The 18555-nt window shown below is 62.1% G+C and carries 16 protein-coding genes; 5 read left to right on the plus strand and 11 right to left on the minus strand.

Annotated elements, in window-relative coordinates; genetic code table 11:
* Nucleotides 1–6: 6 nt before the first annotated feature.
* The 3 genes from FSY45_RS21175 to FSY45_RS21185 form a co-directional block, all read right to left on the minus strand.
* Nucleotides 7–4791 carry a DUF3320 domain-containing protein gene (locus FSY45_RS21175; RefSeq protein ID WP_046462700.1) on the minus strand — a complete coding sequence of 1595 codons (4785 nt, stop codon included), beginning with the start codon at nt 4789–4791 and terminating at the stop codon, nt 7–9.
* A gap of 107 nt (nt 4792–4898) precedes the next feature.
* Nucleotides 4899–5420, minus strand: coding sequence for a hypothetical protein (locus FSY45_RS21180; RefSeq protein ID WP_046462701.1), 522 nt, complete (start codon nt 5418–5420; stop codon nt 4899–4901).
* 365 nt (nt 5421–5785) lie between these two features.
* Nucleotides 5786–7081: a DEAD/DEAH box helicase gene (locus FSY45_RS21185; protein WP_046462702.1), complete on the minus strand. Its 1296-nt coding sequence runs from the start codon at nt 7079–7081 to the stop codon at nt 5786–5788.
* A 124-nt stretch (nt 7082–7205) separates the two neighbouring features.
* Between FSY45_RS21185 and FSY45_RS21190 the strand changes: the two genes are divergently transcribed.
* Nucleotides 7206–8201 carry a quinone oxidoreductase gene (locus FSY45_RS21190; protein ID WP_046462703.1) on the plus strand — a complete coding sequence of 332 codons (996 nt, stop codon included), beginning with the start codon at nt 7206–7208 and terminating at the stop codon, nt 8199–8201.
* A gap of 30 nt (nt 8202–8231) precedes the next feature.
* Here the strand turns inward: FSY45_RS21190 and FSY45_RS21195 are convergent, their stop codons facing one another.
* From FSY45_RS21195 to FSY45_RS21230, 8 genes are all read right to left on the minus strand, one after another.
* A complete protein-coding gene (locus FSY45_RS21195) occupies nt 8232–8636 on the minus strand; it encodes a nuclear transport factor 2 family protein (protein WP_223305779.1) in 405 nt (134 codons plus the stop codon).
* A 265-nt stretch (nt 8637–8901) separates the two neighbouring features.
* A complete protein-coding gene (locus FSY45_RS21200) occupies nt 8902–10212 on the minus strand; it encodes a citrate synthase (protein ID WP_003063579.1) in 1311 nt (436 codons plus the stop codon).
* 30 nt (nt 10213–10242) lie between these two features.
* Entirely contained in the window at nt 10243–10536 is a 294-nt protein-coding gene (locus FSY45_RS21205; protein ID WP_003053208.1) for a succinate dehydrogenase assembly factor 2, read from the minus strand.
* On the minus strand, nt 10536–11240 hold the full coding sequence (locus FSY45_RS21210) for a succinate dehydrogenase iron-sulfur subunit (RefSeq protein ID WP_046462705.1): 705 nt from the start codon (nt 11238–11240) through the stop codon (nt 10536–10538). Before FSY45_RS21210 ends, FSY45_RS21205 begins: the two co-directional genes overlap by 1 nt.
* A gap of 27 nt (nt 11241–11267) precedes the next feature.
* Nucleotides 11268–13073 carry a succinate dehydrogenase flavoprotein subunit gene (sdhA, locus tag FSY45_RS21215; RefSeq protein ID WP_003063577.1) on the minus strand — a complete coding sequence of 602 codons (1806 nt, stop codon included), beginning with the start codon at nt 13071–13073 and terminating at the stop codon, nt 11268–11270.
* Between the two features lie 33 nt (nt 13074–13106).
* Nucleotides 13107–13472, minus strand: a complete 366-nt coding sequence (sdhD, locus tag FSY45_RS21220; RefSeq protein WP_003063575.1) for a succinate dehydrogenase, hydrophobic membrane anchor protein — start codon at nt 13470–13472, stop codon at nt 13107–13109.
* 41 nt (nt 13473–13513) lie between these two features.
* Complete coding sequence (gene sdhC, locus FSY45_RS21225; protein ID WP_003063573.1) at nt 13514–13939, minus strand: succinate dehydrogenase, cytochrome b556 subunit; 426 nt, start codon at nt 13937–13939, stop codon at nt 13514–13516.
* Nucleotides 13940–14085: 146 nt separating this feature from the next.
* Nucleotides 14086–14877, minus strand: coding sequence for a GntR family transcriptional regulator (locus FSY45_RS21230; protein ID WP_003063570.1), 792 nt, complete (start codon nt 14875–14877; stop codon nt 14086–14088).
* Nucleotides 14878–15107: 230 nt separating this feature from the next.
* On the opposite strand from FSY45_RS21230, the gene FSY45_RS21235 reads away from it, so the two are divergent.
* The 4 genes from FSY45_RS21235 to FSY45_RS21250 are packed head-to-tail and all read left to right on the plus strand — an operon-like array spanning nt 15108 to nt 18541.
* A complete protein-coding gene (locus tag FSY45_RS21235) occupies nt 15108–16097 on the plus strand; it encodes a malate dehydrogenase (protein ID WP_003063568.1) in 990 nt (329 codons plus the stop codon).
* A gap of 14 nt (nt 16098–16111) precedes the next feature.
* Nucleotides 16112–16936, plus strand: coding sequence for a trans-aconitate 2-methyltransferase (gene tam / locus FSY45_RS21240; RefSeq protein ID WP_003063566.1), 825 nt, complete (start codon nt 16112–16114; stop codon nt 16934–16936).
* Nucleotides 16933–17937 (plus strand): CoA ester lyase, encoded by a 1005-nt coding sequence (locus FSY45_RS21245; RefSeq protein WP_034356844.1) that lies wholly within the window; start codon nt 16933–16935, stop codon nt 17935–17937. The genes tam and FSY45_RS21245 overlap by 4 nt, the downstream gene beginning before the upstream one ends.
* A 31-nt stretch (nt 17938–17968) precedes the next feature.
* Nucleotides 17969–18541, plus strand: coding sequence for a hypothetical protein (locus FSY45_RS21250; RefSeq protein WP_003063562.1), 573 nt, complete (start codon nt 17969–17971; stop codon nt 18539–18541).
* Nucleotides 18542–18555 lie beyond the last annotated feature (14 nt).

Raw genomic sequence — 18555 nt, forward strand, 5'->3', positions numbered from 1 at the left:
CAGGACTCAGGTCGGCAGTCGATACAGCGTCCCGTTGAATGCCACGGCGCCGCTGCCATGCAGCGCATCGAGCTGCGTCAGCACCAGCTCGCGTACCGGCGCGGTGACAGCGCTCAGGCCCAGCAGCCGGGCCACAGCAACGGGCAGTTCCTCGCGCTGGCCGCCCAGGCTGCTCCTGAGGGCCAGAGCAATCGCTGCACGGATCTCGGCTGGCGGCAGGCAATCGATGCGGCGCAGATTGGCCGAGCCTACCTCTGCGCGATTGCGTACCCGCACCGCTCGTCCCGGCAGGTCGAGAAACTCTCCCTCTGCGGCCAGTGCCTCATCGGCCAGCAGCGATTGGCGTGCCTGCTCCAGCGCATCGCGCACGCGGCTGCCGGCGCGTTGCAGGCCCCAAAGCGTACGCATGCGGGTGACCAGTTCGTCGAAATGAATCGGTCCTTCCAGCTCCACTGCCTGGTGCATCAGCTGGGCCAGCTTTGCGGTGGATTGGCTGTGCAGTTCTCCGGCGGGAACGGCAAAGCGGGCTTCCTGGTAGAGGCTGTCGTCAGGGCCGGCGGCCGATTCCGTCTCGGCGCTTCCTGCATCGGACCGTGCTGCGCGTTCTATGACTTCTGTGGCTGTCTGTGACTGATGGGTGGCCATTACCGGCTGAACTGGTTCGGCCTGTTTGCGCTGCCTGGCAGCTTCGACGGCGGCCAGGACGCGCTCGGTCTGGGCACGCGGCTGGCGGAACCAGTCGCAGCCCCAGATGCGCAGCAGCGTCCAGCCCTGGCTCTCCAGCACGGACTGGCGCAGGCGGTCGCGGTCGCGCGCAGAGCGGCTGTGGTGATAGCTCATGCCGTCGCACTCGATGCCCAGCAGATAGCGGCCCGGCTGCTCTGAATCGACCACGGCCAGATCGATGAAGAAGCCCGCAATGCCGATCTGCGTCTGCACCTGCAGACCCTGGGCCGTCAGCGCTTCGTACACATCTTCTTCGAGCGGCGACTCCAGATCGCGTCCGCTGATGCCGGCCAGGGCCAACTGACCGGTGGCCGCGTATTGCAGGAATACCTTGAGCGCAGCCACGCCTTTGCCCTTGCCGCGTTCCAGATCGATATCGTCGGCGGTGATGGACGAAAACACCTCGCAGCGTTGCTTGGCGCGCGAGATCAGCACGTTCAGGCGGCGCTCGCCGCCATCGGCGCTCACCGGGCCGAAGCGCATGGGCAGATAGCCTTGCGCGTTGCGCGCATAGGCCACCGAGATGAAGATCACATCGCGCTCGTCGCCCTGCACGTTTTCCAGGTTCTTGATGAAGAAGGGTTCGTTGGGATGGGCGACAAAAAAGGACTCTGCCTCGGGCTGCTGGCGACGCAGCAGTTCCAGCTCGTCCTGGATGGCGACTTTTTGCTGCAGCGAGAAAGCGGCCACGCCCAGGCTGAGCTGCGGCGACTGCTGTGCGTGCTGCATGATGGCGCGTGCAATGGTCTGGGCCTCGATGCGGTTGATGCGGCTGGCGCCGCTGTCAAAGCGGCCTTCGGGCAGATGGTGAAAGCGCAGCCCCATGCCCGAGCGGGCCGTGTAGGGGCTGGGCACGACGTAAAGGCTGCTGTTGTAGAACTGCTGGTTGGACACCGCAATCAGCGACTGGTGGCGGCTGCGGTAATGCCAGCGCAGCATGAGCTGGGGCATGCCCTTGGCCAGGCACAGGCTCAGAATGCTCTCCACATCGGCGGCTCCGGCGATGAGCTGGTCTTCGTCCTCGTCGTCGAACTCGTCCTGCTCGCTGGTCATGCGCGAGAAAAAACGCGTGGGCGGCAGCTGGCGGTCGTCGCCCACCACCACCAGCTGCTTGCAGCGGGCGATGGCGCCCAGCGCATCCACGGGCTCAATCTGGCTGGCTTCGTCAATCACCAGCAGATCGAACTCGACCGCAGCAGGTTCCAGAAACTGGGCCACGGACAGCGGGCTCATCATGAACACGGGCTTGATGGCCTGGACGGCTTCGCCTGCGAGCTTGAACAGCTTGCGCAGCGGCATATGGCCGCGCTTGCGCGCAATCTCGCCATTGAGCACGCCAAGCGGGCCCATGCCGGATGCGCTGCGTGGCACCTGCTCGTAATGCGAGAGTGCCGACTGGGCGCGCGCGAGTTCGATGCGCTCCAGATCCAGCGCCCGGAACTGGCGCACCTTCTGGCTGTGCTGATCGCCGTTGAAGGCGACCAGCTCGGGGTGAGCCTGGGTGGCCTGACGCAGCAGCGCTTCGTAATAAGCGCGCTCGAAGATGGCGGGCAGGGCTCCTTGTGCAATGGATTCATTCTCGAGCTGCTGCACCAGGACGGCCATGCCGGCCGCACGCGCCTGCTCACGGGTGGCGTGGTACGAGGTCCAGTCCAGCAAGGCGTTGGGCTCGGCGACCCATTGTGCAAGGCGCTCGCCAAAGTCGGCCAGCGGGATGCGGGCCAGATCGGCGGCGCCAAAGGCTTCCTGCGTCTCGAGCCGGTAGCCGTCCAGCAAGCTTTGCGCAGCATCCTCGAATGCCTGCAGCGAGGCACTGGCCCGGGCGGCCAGGTCCGCGCAATGTGCGGGCGATGGCAGCTGGGCATAGAGCTGGCGAAAGGCGGCACTGCGGCCCTGTCCGTCGGGGCCGGCCATCCAGCCCAGCACGGCCTGCAGTTGCGCCCAGTCGCTTTGCTCGTCCAGCCACAGGCTGCCAAAGGCATCTGCCCCCAGGGTCTGCTGCTGGCCCAGGTTCTGGCGCAGTTGCTGGGCTTCGATCAGGCTGTCGAGCAGGTTCAGACGCTCTGCCCGTGAGCTCGGCAATGTCGTTTTCAGCTGGCCCTTGAGGTTGGCAATCGCCGCGCGGTAGCCGCTGTTGAAAATGCGAAACAGCGAGTCGCCATATGCTGCGATGCTCTGGCGTGGGGCACTCCAGTCCGCCGTCCAGGCGGATTCGGCAAAGCTGCTGCCCAGGTTCTGTGCCTTCAGGCTGAACCGTGTGCCGCATTCCACCAGCTTGTGCAGCTGGCCCAGGCCCTGATCCCAGATACTGTTGGCGACGGCCTGCCGGTCTATGGACGGGGCACTGGCGAGCTGCTGCGCCAGAGTGATCTGCTCATGCAGAGTCTGCAGAGTCTGTGCCGCCGGCGCGCTCAGGGATTGCGCCAGCAGCTCAGCATCCTGCTGCAACCGGGCCAGCATTGCTTGCAGCTTCGGCAGTTGCTGGGCGAAGCGTTGCGCATCCAGCTTGAGCAGCGCCGGATGGCATACGCCGCGCCACGGGTGCCTGGCCACCGGGCTCACCTTGGACACCGCCTGGCGCAGTGCTTCGACAATCTGCTGGCGTGAATGAAAGTCCTCGGGTGACCAGTTCTGTGTGCCTTGCAGCAGATCGGGCAGATGCGCAATCTGCACTGCATCCAGACGCGCCAGCTGGCCCAGGATCTGATAGGGCGTGAGTGTGCAGGGCGCCAGCGCCTGATGCATGGTCCGGCTGTGTGCGTTGAGCTGCTGCTGCACGTTGCTCAGCTCATGGATGATTTGCTCGCGGTGCTCCACACGCGGTTTGCCCAGATCGCGCGTGGCCTTGAGTTCCTCCAGCACCTTGCGCTTGTTGGCATGGTGGCTGTGCAGTTCCAGACAGGCAGGCCCAAGGCCCACGGATTTGAGGCGGCGGTTGACCACCTCCAGTGCGGCCATCTTCTCTGAGATGAACAGCACTTTCTTGCCGTCGGCAATCGCCGCTGCAATCACGTTGGTGATGGTCTGGGACTTGCCCGTGCCCGGCGGACCTTGAATGACCAGGTTCTCGCCGCGGCGCACGGCTTCGATGGCCAGTGACTGCGAGCTGTCCGCATCGACCACATGGCGCTGGCTGTCCACGGGGATCAGTTGGTCCACATCGGCGTCTTCGGGGAACAGATGTTCGCGTGCCTCGAAGCCGTCCTGCAGCGCGGCGGCAATTAGCGCCTGCTGGTCGAGCCGCTTTTCCGGCGGCCAGGTCGCAGTGTCCAGATCGCGGTACATCAGGAACTTGGCAAAGCTGAAGAAGCCCAGCGTCATGGCGTCGGGCAGCACTTGCCAGCCGGGCTGGGCCGCAGCCATGGCGGCGACCGCGGCCAGATAGGCGCGGGGGTCGAAGTCGTCGCCGGCATTGAATTCGGGCAGTTCGAGGCCAAAGTCGGCCTTGAGCTTGGCCGCCAGCGACAGGTTCTCCGCCGCATCTTCCTGCAACCAGGACAGGGTGAAGCGCTCGGCCGCGCTTTTGCGCTCCAGTGCCACGGGCAGCAGAATCAGCGGTGCAAAACGAGGCTTGTCGGGGGCATTGCGGTCGAACCATTGCAGCTGACCCAGCGCCAGAAACAAGATGTTGACGCCCTGTTCCTCGATAAAGGTGCGGGCATCGGAATACATGTCCAGCAGCCGGCGCTGCAGCTTCTCGCTGGACAGGCGCGTCTGCAATTTCAAGTCACGATGGCGCTGGGCCACACCGCGCGCATCGAGCTGCTCGTCGACGCTTTCTTCGGGCTGGGGCAGGGCGAGGGTGGCCTGTGTCTCCTGGGCCTCTGCAGGGTCTGCGGCCGCTTGCTCCTCCTCGGCCTTTGCCGGCGCAAAGCTCATGGCTTTGCTTTCGCCCGCCAGCAGGCGATAGACCTCGTCCGTGCGTTCATCTGCAAAATGCAGCACGCGTGCCGTGGCGGCCTGAGGCAGGCTCAGCAGCCGGTTGCGTGTGGAGAGGTCCAGCAGCGCCTGGCGGCTTTTTTCGAGCTGGCGGGTGATGAGGGCGGAATTCGAGTCTGCGTGCATGGGGCATCAAAAAGCACAGTGAGCTGGCACTTTAGCGCGCTCCCTGGTGCTGATGATGCTGATTGGCAATGTGCGCACTGCGGTTCCGTACCCGTTTTACAAATTGATCACAGTTTCCAGCCGAACTCGAGCGCAATGAAAGCCGAGCATTGGCCGCAGGTCTTGGGTGCAGCGCGGACCGTAACGCTGTAGCGCTCACCCTGCCAGCGCACCAGGGCTCCGGCGGCCGCCATGACGGGGCTTGTGTAGTTGGTGCGCAAGCCGGCATAAACGCCAGAGTGCAGATTGCCAAAAGTCAGCGGCGTGTACTCGCCTATGGCGTAGGTACTCCAGCGGTCGATGCTGTTGCGATAGAAGCCGGCCTGCACGGAGAAATTGCTGGAAAACTCTCGTCTGATGCCCAGGCCCAGGTTTTCCTCGTTCCATGTTTTGCCATGTTTCCGTTCGCTGAAATGGTGGCTGACCGTGTGCAGATTGATATGCCATGCGCCCGCTGCCTGGCTGACCTGGGCAGACTGATTGACCTCGACGGGCTGAGTGGTCTCGGCAGACTGATCGGCTTCGTCGGCCTGGACTGCGGAGCAGGCAATGACGATGGTCAACCCTGCCAGTGCTTTCAACGATTTCATTGCCGTTCCCCCCGCATCGCTTCACAGGCGCATGCAGACAGGTCAGTGACATCCTTGGCTCGCGTTCGCAGTGCTGCCAAGGGACCTGGCTTACCAATTTTTATTTAAAAAATTCATGTAAACCATGTTTCCTAATGTCTATGACTATCGATGTGGTTGATGTAAGAATAGTTCTTATCTATCGGTGATTGAACTTCAATTGGACTTATGAGGATTTGGAGATTTCTCTGTCGAAAAAGCGGCAGGAAGAGGGTGCGGCTGCGTCCGGCCAGGTTGAAGGCGGTCTCTGTCAGACGCAAAAAAGGCCGCAGGGGCGGCCTTTTTGATGAGCTGAGGCGAGGGAGTTCTCGGCCTTGCGCGGCAGCTTAATCGGCTGGCTGCTGCTTTGCGGCTGCAGCAGCAGCGCGCAGCTTGTCCTTCTTGCTGGGTCTGCGGCCCTTGATGCCGCCGTTGCCGTCCTGCGCGACCGGCGGTGGCGGGACGGCTTCGGTAGGCTCGAAGCCCTGGATTTGCTCCAGATCGATTTCCAGCTGATTGCGCTTGCAGATCAGTTTCCAGTGTGCGGTGTCGGCGGGGCTTACAAAAGTGATGGCGCAACCGGCATGCCCTGCACGGCCCGTGCGGCCAATTCTATGAATATAGTCGGCGGGCGAGCGGGGCAGGTCGTAGTTGATGACCGTGGGCAGCTGTGCGATATCGATGCCGCGCGCGGCCAGGTCGGTGGTGATGAGCAGTTGCCAGCGCTTGGCCTTGAACTGGTCGAGCACGTCCTTGCGCGCACCCTGGCTCATATCGCCGTGGAAGGTGGTGGCGTAGATGCCCGCCTTGTAGAGCTTGTCGGCCAGCATTTCGGCGGTGTGGCGCTTGGCGACAAAGACCAGGGCTCGCTCCCATTCGGGCTGGTTCTCGCCTTGTTTAACGAGCTGACGCAGCAACTGGGTGCGGCGGGGGCCGTCCACGGCAATGGCGCGCTGGCTGATGTTCTCGGGGCTGGTCGAATGCTCGGCGGCCTGGTCGGCATCGACCTGCACCCGAACGGGGTCGTGCAGCAGACGGGCCGCCAGCGCTTCCACGTTCTGTGGGAAGGTGGCCGAGAGCAGCAGGGTCTGCCGTTTGGCGGGCAGCAGGGCCAGCACGCGGTTGAGTTCTTCGGCAAAGCCCTGGTCCAGCAGGCGGTCGGCTTCGTCCAGCACCAGATGCTGCACCGCGTTCAGGCGCACGGCGTTGTTCTCCACCAGATCCAGCAGGCGGCCCGGCGTGGCGACCAGAAAGTCGGCGCTGCCACGCAGCTGCATCATCTGCGGGTTGATGGAGACACCGCCATAGACCACGCGGCTGCGTGGTTGCTCACGCAACTGGCGCGTGATGTCGCTCAGGTTTTCATGAACCTGCAGGGCCAGCTCGCGCGTGGGCACCAGAATCAGGGTGGCCAGAGGCCGCACAAAGCCGGTGTGGCTGCGCTTTTGCGCCAGCCAGGCCTGCAGCAGGGGCAGCAGATAGGCCATGGTCTTGCCCGAGCCCGTGGGCGCGCAGGCCCAGAGATCGCGTCCGGCCAGCACGGCGGGGATGGCCTCGGTCTGAATCGGCGTCGCGTCGCGCAGACCCAGATCGAGTGTGGCATCCAGAAGCTCGGCGCGCAGGCCTAGGGGGGCAAAAGACATAGAAGAATCAATAGCGGTGTGCAGGAGGCGCATTGTGCGGGAATTGCCGCGTCGCAGCGAGGCGCAGGGACAAGCACGGTGCAGGCTACATTCGCAGGATTACAACCCGCAAGGAGCACTAGCCATGAGTCAGATCACGCATCAAGCCATTGTCATGACGGAATACGGAGGCCCTGAGGTTCTGCAGATCGCCTCGGTCGCTTCGCTGCCGCTGACGGCTGGACAGGTGCGCGTGCGACACACGCGCATTGGTGTGAACTTTCACGATATCTATGTGCGCTCCGGGCTGTACAAGACGCTGGCGCTGCCGGGAACGCCCGGCATCGAAGCCGTGGGAGTAGTGGCCGAAGTGGGGGAGGGCGTGACTCGCTTCAGACCCGGCGACCGGGTCTGCTATGTCTCTGGCGCCTATGCCATCTACGCCGCCGAGCGCGTGATTGCGGGCGACGAGCTGATTGCCGTGCCCGATGACCTCAGCGACGCGCTGGTCGCATCCAGCCTGCTGCGCGGGCTGACGGCCGATGTGCTGCTGCACCGGGTGGCCCGGGTAGGCCAGGGATCGCGGATCCTGGTCCAGGCCGCCGGTGGCGGCATGGGGCAGATCCTGAGCCAGTGGGCCACGCAGCTGGGGGCCATGGTGATCGGCACGGCGGGCAGCGATGCCACGGCAAAAAAGGCCGATCAGGCCGGTTGTGTGGAGGTGATCCGCTATCGCGGCGTGGGCGCCCAGGATGTGGCTGTGCGTGTGCAGCAGCTGACCGGCGGCGAAGGCGTGGATGTGGCTTATGACGGCGTGGGCAAGGACAGTTTCGATGCCTCGCTGGCCAGTCTGGGCATCGGCGGCCAGCTGGTGATGTACGGGCAGTCTTCCGGTCCGGTGCCGCCGCTGGAGATTGCGCGTCTAGCCGCGAAGTCGAACAGCGTGTGCCGGCCCATGGTGTTTCACTTCGTCAAAAAGCCCAGAGAGCGCGATGCCATGGCCGCGCGCCTGTTCGAGGCGCTGCGCAAAAAGCATTTCCGCATGGGCGAGCCGCAGGAGTTTGCGCTGGCCGATGCCGCGCAGGCCCACCGGCAACTGGAGGCACACGGCGCCCAGCAGCCCATCTTGCTTGTGCCCTGACCGGGGCTGGCCGCGCCAGAGTTGGAGGTCTTATTGCGCGCCTGCTTGCGGGCGTGGCAGATAGACCTCGCGCCACAGGCTGACTTTTTCGTGTGCGTCAAAGCGCATGAGCAGCATGGCGACAAAGTGCTGGGCGCTGCCATCGGTCTTGGTGATGCAGACATCCATGGAAAAGACCACGGAGTCCTCGTCGGCTGTGGCGTGCCGGATGTCGTAGCGAATGCCTTCCATGTCCTGCTTCATGCCTTCGAGAAACTCGCGATAGCTCTCGAGGTCGGCCGCATAGTGGCGGCCGTTGGGCTCGACCACGAATTGCTCGGCAAAGCATTCGGCGACCTGCTCGCGGCTCAGTGTGCTGTGGCGGTTCAGGTGGCGCTGGTTCCAGTCCAGCACGGAATGGGCCAGCTCCAGATTGCGTTGTCGTTTTGCATGCATGAAGAGCAGTATAGAAGAGCCAATTCCGGGTCTGCTCGGCATTTCTGACTCGGATTGATTCGTGAATTTTTATAGCAGATAGCGAATGCTATCAAAGGATTTCATGGTGATATCAATCTGAAATCATTATAAATAATGCGTAAGCAGCTATGCTTTTCTTGGCAAATGCCGAGATTGCAAGCTCACGCAAAAAAGCCCGCAGGCTTTGCAGTCTGCGGGCTTTTGGTCAGCGTCAGACCCGGCAAGCCGGGCCTGAATGTGCCGATCAACGCTGAGCGATAGGCTTGACGTCGCGCGACACGGAGCCGGTGAACAGCTGGCGGGGACGGCCGATCTTGTACTCGGGGTCGGCCATTTGTTCGTTGAGCTGAGCGATCCAGCCCACGGTGCGGGCCAGAGCGAAGATGCCGGTGAACAGGTTGACGGGGATGCCGATGGCGCGCTGCACGATGCCGGAGTAGAAGTCCACGTTGGGGTAGAGCTTGCGCTGGACGAAGTAGTCGTCTTCCAGGGCAATCTTTTCCAGCTTCTTGGCCAGGGCGAACAGGGGATCGTTTTCCAGACCCAGTTCGGCCAGGATTTCGTTGCAGGTTTCCTGCATCAGCTTGGCGCGGGGGTCGTAGTTCTTGTAGACGCGGTGGCCAAAGCCCATCAGCTTCACGCCGCTGGTCTTGTCCTTGACCTGCTCCATGAACTCGCCGACCTTTTCGATGCCGCCATTGGCCTGGATGCCTTCCAGCATGTTCAGGCAGGCTTCGTTGGCGCCGCCGTGGGCAGGGCCCCACAGACAGGCCACGCCAGCGGAGATGGCGGCGAAGGGGTTGGTGCCCGAAGAGCCGCACAGACGCACGGTGGAGGTCGAGGCATTTTGCTCGTGGTCGGCGTGCAGGATGAAGATGCGGTCCAGAGCGCGCTCAACCACGGGGTTGACCTTGTACTCTTCGCAAGGGTTGCCGAACATCATGCGCATGAAGTTGCCGGCATACGACAGGTCGTTCTTGGGGTACATGTAGGGCTGGCCCATACCGTACTTGTATGCCATGGCGACCAGCGTAGGCATCTTGGCGATCAGGCGGATCGCAGCGATGTTGCGGTGCTCTGGGTTGGTGATGTCGGTGCTGTCGTGGTAGAAGGCCGACATGCCGCCCACCAGACCGGTCAGCACGGCCATGGGGTGAGCGTCACGACGGAAGCCGCGCAGGAAGAACTGCATCTGCTCGTTGACCATGGTGTGCTTGGTCACCAGCTCTTCGAAGTTGGCCTTTTCCTTCTCGTTGGGCAGTTCCCCGTACAGCAGCAGGTAGCAGGTTTCCAGGAAGTTGCAGTTCTTGGCCAGTTGTTCGATGGGGTAGCCGCGGTACAGCAGCTCGCCCTTGTCGCCATCGATGTAGGTGATGGCGGATTGGCAGGCGGCGGTAGAGAGGAAGCCCGGGTCATACGTGAACATGCCAGTCTGGGCATAGAGCTTGCGGATGTCGATCACATCCGGGCCGATATTGCCCTGGTACACCGGCATTTCCACACTGGGAGCGCCATTGCTGAAAGACAGCGTTGCTTTGTTGTCAGCGAGTTTCATTTCCAAACTTCCTTCTCTAGTTTGCCTAGCCTACTGGGGACAGTTACCGGGCTGGCGCTTGCGCACCATCTCCAGCACTTCCCTGACTTCTTGGGTATCGAGTTGTCCTTCAGGTTCCTTGCGACGCAAGAAAAGATCCATCAGGTCGTTGTCTGCCAGATCCATCAAGGCAGACAGGCCAGTCGCGTGTCTCCGCGTGAGCTGGCTTCCGTAGGTGGCGAAGAACTGCTCGATGAACAGATCGTTCTCAACCAGACCACGGCGGCTGCGCCACCTCAGCAGGTCGCGCTCACGTTCGTCGAGCAGAGTATTCGTCATCAGCATCAGATGGTTCGACGAACCATCAGCTCCTTGATCTTGCCAATGGCTGCTGTGGGGTTCAGGTGCTTGGGGCACACGTCCACGCAGTTCATGATGGTGTGGCAGCGGAAGAGGCGGTAAGGATCTTCCAGATTGTCAAGGCGCTCGCCCGTGGCTGTGTCGCGGCTGTCCGCGATGAAGCGGTAAGCCTGCAGCAGACCGGCCGGGCCCACGAATTTGTCGGGGTTCCACCAGAACGAGGGGCAGCTGGTGGAGCAGCTGGCGCACAGAATGCACTCGTACAGGCCGTTGAGCTCTTCGCGCTCTTCGGGTGACTGCAGGCGCTCCTTGCTGGGCGATGCGTAGACATCGCTTTGCAGGTAGGGCTTGATCGAGTGGTACTGCTTGAAGAACTGGGTCATGTCCACGATCAGATCGCGGATGACGGGCAGGCCGGGCAGGGGCTTGAGAACGATGTCGCCCTTGAGGGTGTTCATGTTCGTCAGGCAGGCCAGACCGTTCTTGCCGTTGATGTTCATGGCGTCGGAGCCGCACACGCCTTCACGGCAGGAGCGACGGAAGGCAATGGAGGGGTCCATGGCCTTGAGCTTGACCAGGGCGTCCAGCAGCATGCGCTCGTGACCGTCCAGCTCCACTTGCACGGTTTGCATGTAGGGCTTGGCGTCTTTATCCGGATCGTAGCGGTAGATTTTGAATGTGCGCTTCATTTTGATCTTCTCTCGTGGGCTGCTGAATTAGAACGTGCGGACCTTGGGAGGAACGCTGGCAACGGTCAGGGGCTTGAGGTTCACAGGCTTGTAGGTCAGGCTGTTGGTCGCGCTGTCCCACAGTGTGTGCTTGAGCCATTCCTTGTCGTTGCGGCCCAGGGGGAATTCGGCGTGGTCGGCAGGGTGCTCGTAGTCGTACACGGTGTGTGCGCCACGGCATTCCTTGCGGGCTGCGGCCGAGGTCATGGTGGCTTGTGCCACTTCGATCAGGTTGTCCACTTCCAGGGCTTCCATGCGAGCGGTGTTCCACACCATGGACTTGTCCTTCAGGGTCACGGAGCCGACCTTCTCGCGGATCGCGTTGATCTTTTCCACGCCTTCGTCCATGCTCTTTTGCGTGCGGAACACGCCAGCATGAGTCTGCATGGATTGACGGATCTCGCCGGCGACGTCCTGGGCGTAAGTGCCGTCCTTGGAGTCTTGCAGCTGGTTGAGGCGGGCCAGGGTGCGCTCGGCGCCGTCGGCAGGCACTTCGTGGTGAGCGCCGAAGCCGTTGACGAATTCCACGATGTGCTTGCCGGCAGACTTGCCGAAGACCAGCAGGTCCAGCAGCGAGTTGGTGCCCAGGCGGTTGGCACCGTGCACGGACACGCACGAGCATTCGCCCACGGCGTAGAGGCCGTTGACCACATTGTTCTGCTGACCGTCCCAGACCACGACCTGACCGTTGATGTTGGTCGGGATGCCGCCCATCTGGTAGTGGATGGTGGGAACCACGGGAATGGGTTCCTTGGTGATGTCCACGTTGGCGAAGTTGTGGCCGATTTCTTCCACGGAAGGCAGACGCTTGCGGATGGTTTCTGCACCCAGGTGGTCCAGCTTCATCAGGATGTAGTCCTTGTTGGGACCGCAGCCGCGACCTTCCTTGATTTCCTGGTCCATCGAACGCGACACGAAGTCACGCGGTGCCAGATCCTTCAGCGTGGGAGCGTAGCGCTCCATGAAGCGCTCGCCTTCGCTATTCAAGAGAATAGCGCCTTCGCCGCGGCAGCCTTCGGTCAGCAGCACGCCGGCACCGGCCACGCCGGTGGGGTGGAACTGCCAGAACTCCATGTCCTGCAGAGGAATGCCGGCGCGAGCAGCCATGCCCAGGCCGTCACCGGTGTTGATGAAGGCATTGGTCGAAGCCTGGAAGATGCGACCGGCACCGCCGGTGGCCAGCAGCACGGCCTTGGCGTGCAGCTCGTACAGATCGCCGGTTTCCAGTTCCAGTGCGGTCACGCCGACCACATCGCCCTGGGTGTTGCGGATCAGGTCCAGCGCCATCCACTCCACGAAGAAGTTGGTCTTGGACTTGACGTTCTGCTGGTACAGCGTGTGCAGCATGGCGTGACCGGTACGGTCAGCAGCGGCGCAGGCGCGTTGCACGGGCTTTTCGCCGTAGTTGGCGGTGTGGCCGCCGAAAGGGCGCTGGTAGATGGTGCCGTCGGCATTGCGGTCGAAAGGCATGCCGAAGTGCTCGAGCTCGATCACGACGTTCGGCGCTTCACGGCACATGAACTCGATGGCGTCCTGGTCGCCCAGCCAGTCGGAGCCCTTGATGGTGTCGTAGAAGTGATAGTGCCAGTTGTCTTCGCTCATATTGCCCAGCGAAGCGGACACGCCGCCCTGGGCAGCCACAGTGTGCGAGCGAGTGGGGAAAACCTTGGACAGCGAGGCGACGGACAGACCGGCGCGCGACAGTTCCAGCGCAGCGCGCAGGCCGGAGCCGCCGGCACCGACGATCACGACGTCAAACTTGCGCTTGGTGATATTTGCTTTGGAGTAGCTCATTCTTAACCTTCAATCGTGGAGACTGTGTCTCAATCAGAGACGCCACAGAACCTGGATGCCCCAGCCGATGCAGCCGACCAGCCAGACAATGGTGACCACTTGCAGTGCAAGGCGCAGGCCCACGGGCTTGACGTAGTCCATCCAGATGTCACGCACGCCGATCCAGGCATGCCAGCCCAGAGCCACGAAGAGGGCCAGGGTCAGAAACTTCATCCACTGGGGAGCAAAAATGCCGGCCCACTGCTCGTAGCCCACGGGGCCGCCGACCGTCAGAAAGCGCACCAGCAGCACAACGGTGTACAGCGCCATCAGGACGGCGGTAGAGCGTTGAGCCAGAAAGTCGCGGGTGCCATAGTGCGCACCGACAACGGTGCGCTTGGAGCCGTAATTCACGGACATGGTTGTTTCCTTATCGTGAGGTGTTATTGACTGGGCGCTGATCAGTACAGGCCGAACAGCTTGGCGCCAAGCACCACGGTCAGGGCAACGCTGATGCACAGAACGACGGCGGCGGTGGACTTGCCGGTCTGCTTGTTCACGGCGTGGTGGTTCACGTCCATCACCAGATGGCGGACACCTGCGCAGAAGTGGTGCAGATAGGCCCAGATCAGTGCCAGGCAGACGAGCTTGGCAAACCAGCCAAAGGGACCTGCGAATACCGACGTGAAGGAATCAAACGAAATTTCCGACGAGATCGAGTTGTCGAACATCCAGATGATGAACGGCAGCAGGATCGCCATCAGCAGGCCGCTGACGCGGTGCAGAATGGACACAATGCCTGCCAGGGGCAGGCGATAGGTCGGTAGGTCCGAGAAGAAGTTGATATTGCGGAACTCTGGCCGCTGTTTTGCTTTTTGCTCTGTCATGGCAGGGTACTTTCGTGGATGTAACTGCGTTGTAATCGCTAGTGCGAAGCGACACAAAATTCTATTGCAATGCAGCAGAATCCGTTAGCCGAATTTGCATAGCAGATGATTGGGCTCTGTTGCAATCAACGCTTTTACGGGGGGATTCAGTTCAATGCATTGCGGTAATGATGGGTGTCGGTGCGGTACAGGCCGCGTCGTAACTCCATGGGAACATCGTTGTATGTGTAAGCAGTTCGCTCCACGCTGAGCAGCGGCGTGGTGCTGGGAATGTTCAGCAACTGGGCTTGCTCGGCATCCGGCAGAACGGCGCGAATTTTCTCGTCGGCCCGCACCATGCGCACGCCATAGTCGAGTTCGAACATGGCGTAAGTCGGGCCCTGGTAGTTGGACATCTGTTCGGTCGTCAGCCCCTTGAAGGCGTTGCCAGGCAGCCAGATGTCCTCCAAAATAGTCGGGATTGCGGCAAAGGACAGGGTGCGGCGTACATGCATCACGGCGTCGCCGGTGCGCAGGGCCAGGGCGCGGGCCACTTCGGCAGGCGCGCGCAGGCGGCGGCACTCAAGGATGTGGCGCTCTGCGCGGCCTTCGCCCTGCAGGTCGCCAGCATCGGGGCGCAGATTCAGAAAGCGGTACTGCACCTGCTGGGCAGCGTGAGTGGCCACAAACGTGCCTTTGCCCTGGCGGCGCATGACCAGGTTTTCGGCAGCCAGTTCATCGATTGCCTTGCGCACCGTGCCCTGGCTGACCTTGAAGCGGGCTGCCAGCTCCATTTCACTGGGGATCAGTTCTCCGGGGCGCCATTCGCCAGCTTCCAGACTTTGCAGGATCAGGCCCTTGATCTGCTGGTACAGAGGGCTGAAGGCTGGGGTGGAGACGCCGGCACCACCGCTATGGCTGGCGTTGTTGTCCGGGGCTGTGTTGTGGGGGCTGGGCATAGTTGGTTTTGAAGGTATCGCCTCCGCGATGCGATGCACAAAAAACAGTCGATTTGACTCTGGTCGCTAAGTGAAGATCATATCTTATATAAGACATAAGACAAATTGACCGGGCTTTGATTTCGGCAGTACACTTGCCGCATGTTTGCGGAGCTTGCGCTACTGGTGGTTACGCTGGTGCAACCTGGCGCCCATAACATCTCACTTTTTTCCAATCTTGGAGTTTCACCATGAGCAAGAAGCCCGTCCGTGTCGCCGTTACCGGCGCAGCTGGCCAAATCGGTTACGCCCTGTTGTTCCGCATCGCCTCCGGCGAAATGCTGGGTAAAGATCAGCCCGTTATTCTGCAACTGCTGGAAATCCCCGACGAAAAGGCTCAAAACGCTCTGAAGGGCGTGATCATGGAGCTGGAAGACTGCGCCTTCCCCCTGCTGGCCGGCATCGAAGCCCACGCCGACCCCATGACCGCCTTCAAGGACACCGACTACGCTCTGCTGGTGGGCGCCCGTCCTCGTGGCCCCGGCATGGAACGTGCTGACCTGCTGGCTGCCAACGCCCAGATCTTCACCGCCCAGGGCAAGGCTCTGAACGCCGTGGCTTCGCGCAATGTCAAGGTTCTGGTGGTCGGCAACCCCGCCAACACCAACGCCTACATCGCCATGAAGTCGGCTCCCGATCTGCCCGCCAAGAACTTCACCGCCATGCTGCGCCTGGACCACAACCGCGCTGCTTCCCAGCTGGCTGCCAAGGGCGGCTTCAAGGTCGGCGACATCAAGAAGCTGACCGTGTGGGGCAACCACTCGCCCACCATGTACGCCGACTACCGCTTCGCCACCGTGGACGGCAAGTCCGTGAAGGAAGCCATCAACGACCAGGAATGGAATGCCAACGTGTTCCTGCCCACCGTGGGCAAGCGCGGCGCCGCCATCATCGCTGCTCGCGGTCTGTCGTCGGCTGCTTCGGCTGCCAACGCTGCCATCGATCACATGCGTGACTGGGCCCTGGGCTCCAACGGCGAATGGGTCACCATGGGCGTGCCTTCCAACGGCGAGTACGGCATCCCCGCCGGTATCGTGTTCGGTTTCCCCGTGACCACCACGGCTGACGGCGAATACAAGATCGTCGAAGGTCTGGAAATCGATGCCTTCTCGCAAGAGTGCATCAACAAGACTCTGGCTGAGCTGCAAGGCGAGCAGGACGGCGTCAAGCACCTGCTGTAATCAGCGCAAAACCTATGCAAGACTGGAACCCCGCGCTGTATCTGCGCTTTGCCAATGAGCGCACGCGCCCTGCGGCAGAACTGCTGGCAAGAGTACCTTCCAGCTTGCATTCACCCGCTCGCAGCCTCCGCATCGTGGATCTGGGCTGCGGGCCGGGCAACTCCACCGAACTTCTGGTGGAGCGTTTCCCCGGCGCCGATGTGCTCGGTGTCGACAATTCCGAAGCCATGCTGGAGACTGCGCGCAAGCAGTTGCCGCAGGCCAGGTTCGAGGCCGGTGATATTGCCTCCTGGGCACCTGCTGAAGGTGAGTCAGCACCTGATTTGATCTATGCGAATGCCTCCATCCAGTGGGTGGGCGGGCATGAGAGCCTGATTCCCCGTCTGTTTTCCTTGCTGGCGCCCGGTGGCGTGCTGGCCGTGCAGATGCCTGACAACCGTCAGGAACCCTCGCACCGAAACATGCGCGAAGTCGCCCAACTGCCCCGGTTTGCGGCGCATATCGGGGACGCGAGCAAGGTGCGTACCGAGATTTTGCCCATAGGGGTGTATTACGACCTGCTGGCAGCGCCTCAGCCGGCGTCTCCCGCCAATGAGGCTGCGAGCGTCGATGTGTGGCACACCGTCTATCAGCATCCCATGGACTCGGCCGCAGCGATTGTGCAGTGGCTCAGCAGCACGGGCCTCAAGCCTTTCGTGGAAGGTTTGCCCCGGGAGCTGCAAGCCGAGTACCTGACCGAGTATCAAAGCCGCATCGATGCGGCGTATCCGGAGCGAGCTGACGGCAAGCGTCTGCTGGCTTTTCCCCGACTTTTCATGGTGGCTCAGCGCAAGTCATGACGAAAGAACTGGTTCATCCCGCCACCGTGCTTCTCGATGCTCAGGGTGGCGCTCAGCGTCTGCCCGTCTGCGATCACTACAGTGGCGTGGAAGCGCGCATGCGCAAAAGCCTGCAGCTGCAGGCAGAGATGATGCAGGAGTTCGGCACCTGCGTGTTCGACGTGACGCTGGACTGCGAGGATGGCGCTCCTGTCGGCCAGGAGGCCGAGCACGCGCGTCTGGTGGTCGAGCTGGCGAATGGAGCGGCTCAAGGCGCGCGCGTGGCGGCCCGGGTGCATGCGGTGGAGCATGCTCATTTCCAGGCAGACATGGACATCATTGCCGGCGGCGCGGCAGACAAGCTCTGCCACATCATGATTCCCAAGGTGGAGTCGGTGGATGACGTCATCAAGGCCGAAGCAGCCCTGCAGCGTGCGACAGACAAGCGTGTGCCGCTACATGTCTTGATTGAGTCTCCTGCTGCCGTGCAGCAGGCCTTCGACATTGCCGCGCACCCGGCCGTGCAAAGCATCTCCTTCGGGCTGATGGATTTTGTCTCGGCCCATGGCGGCGCCATCCCGGCTTCCGCCATGACGGCGCAGGGCCAGTTCGAGCATCCCTTGGTCGTTCGTGCCAAGCTCGAGATCGCGGCAGCCTGCCATGCCCACGGCAAGGTGCCCTCGCACTGCGTGGTCACGGAATTCAAGAATCCTGAAGCTTTGCAGGCTTGCGCGCAAAAAGCCTCGCGTGAGCTTGGCTACACACGCATGTGGAGCATCCATCCTGACCAGATTCGCCCGATTCTGCGTGCATTTGCGCCAGCAGAGGACGAAGTTCTACAGGCGGCACAAATACTTACCTCTGCAGCGGTGCAGAATTGGGCGCCCATCAGTTTTGGTGGTGTACTACACGACCGCGCGAGCTACCGCTATTTTTGGCAGTTGCTGGAGCGCGCTCACCAGACGGGGCAGGTCTTGCCGGTTGAAGTTCAACCCTGGTTTGCCCCGGCCTCAATCCGTTGAACTCATAACAAGTCTGCAGGAGCTAATTCCTATGAAGACCCTGATCGCCACTTTGATGATTGCCGCTCCCCTGGTCGCAATCAGCCACTCTGCCGTAGCAGAAACCGCTCCCAAGGCCAAGGCGGCCGCCGCCAAGAAGGCTCCCGCCGCCAAGAAGGCCACCACTACTTCCAAGAAGGGCAAGGCTGCCGCTGCCGTAGCTGCAGGTGGCGCGGGTGCTGCCGCCGTCGTGGCCGCCGGCCCGGCTTCCGCCGCACTGGGCACGGAAGAGCTGGCCGTGGCCGAGCGCGTGCACAAGGGCCGCATTGCCTGCGAGCTGGGCGCCTATGTGAACGTGAACGCCGACGCAGCCAACCCCGGTTACTTCATCGTGGACGGCCGTGGCTTCAAGTACCACATGTCTCCCGTCAAGACTTCCACCGGCACCGTGCGCCTGGAGGACAAGGCAGCTGGCGCCGTGTGGCTGCAGATCGCCAACAAGTCCATGCTGATGAACCAGAAGGCCGGCCAGCGTCTGGCGGATGAGTGCATGAGCCCCGAGCAGCAGCAAGTGGCCGAAGCCATCCGCAAGAACCCACCTCCCAGCCTGCTGGACAGCAAATAAGTCTGGCGAGGCTG

It is taken from the genome of Comamonas sp. Z1, assembly GCF_008121555.1.
GTDB classification, from domain to species: domain Bacteria; phylum Pseudomonadota; class Gammaproteobacteria; order Burkholderiales; family Burkholderiaceae_C; genus Comamonas; species Comamonas thiooxydans.

Excerpts from the sequence above, each read along its gene's own strand:
- FSY45_RS21175 (WP_046462700.1), bottom strand. The coding sequence starts at position 4,791 with ATGCACGCAGACTCGAATTCCGCCCTCATCACCCGCCAGCTCGAAAAA.
- FSY45_RS21180 (WP_046462701.1), bottom strand. The coding sequence starts at position 5,420 with ATGAAATCGTTGAAAGCACTGGCAGGGTTGACCATCGTCATTGCCTGC.
- FSY45_RS21185 (WP_046462702.1), bottom strand. The coding sequence starts at position 7,081 with ATGTCTTTTGCCCCCCTAGGCCTGCGCGCCGAGCTTCTGGATGCCACA.
- FSY45_RS21190 (WP_046462703.1), top strand. The coding sequence starts at position 7,206 with ATGAGTCAGATCACGCATCAAGCCATTGTCATGACGGAATACGGAGGC.
- FSY45_RS21195 (WP_223305779.1), bottom strand. The coding sequence starts at position 8,636 with ATGCATGCAAAACGACAACGCAATCTGGAGCTGGCCCATTCCGTGCTG.
- FSY45_RS21200 (WP_003063579.1), bottom strand. The coding sequence starts at position 10,212 with ATGAAACTCGCTGACAACAAAGCAACGCTGTCTTTCAGCAATGGCGCT.
- FSY45_RS21205 (WP_003053208.1), bottom strand. The coding sequence starts at position 10,536 with ATGCTGATGACGAATACTCTGCTCGACGAACGTGAGCGCGACCTGCTG.
- FSY45_RS21210 (WP_046462705.1), bottom strand. The coding sequence starts at position 11,240 with ATGAAGCGCACATTCAAAATCTACCGCTACGATCCGGATAAAGACGCC.
- sdhA (WP_003063577.1), bottom strand. The coding sequence starts at position 13,073 with ATGAGCTACTCCAAAGCAAATATCACCAAGCGCAAGTTTGACGTCGTG.
- sdhD (WP_003063575.1), bottom strand. The coding sequence starts at position 13,472 with ATGTCCGTGAATTACGGCTCCAAGCGCACCGTTGTCGGTGCGCACTAT.
- sdhC (WP_003063573.1), bottom strand. The coding sequence starts at position 13,939 with ATGACAGAGCAAAAAGCAAAACAGCGGCCAGAGTTCCGCAATATCAAC.
- FSY45_RS21230 (WP_003063570.1), bottom strand. The coding sequence starts at position 14,877 with ATGCCCAGCCCCCACAACACAGCCCCGGACAACAACGCCAGCCATAGC.
- FSY45_RS21235 (WP_003063568.1), top strand. The coding sequence starts at position 15,108 with ATGAGCAAGAAGCCCGTCCGTGTCGCCGTTACCGGCGCAGCTGGCCAA.
- tam (WP_003063566.1), top strand. The coding sequence starts at position 16,112 with ATGCAAGACTGGAACCCCGCGCTGTATCTGCGCTTTGCCAATGAGCGC.
- FSY45_RS21245 (WP_034356844.1), top strand. The coding sequence starts at position 16,933 with ATGACGAAAGAACTGGTTCATCCCGCCACCGTGCTTCTCGATGCTCAG.
- FSY45_RS21250 (WP_003063562.1), top strand. The coding sequence starts at position 17,969 with ATGAAGACCCTGATCGCCACTTTGATGATTGCCGCTCCCCTGGTCGCA.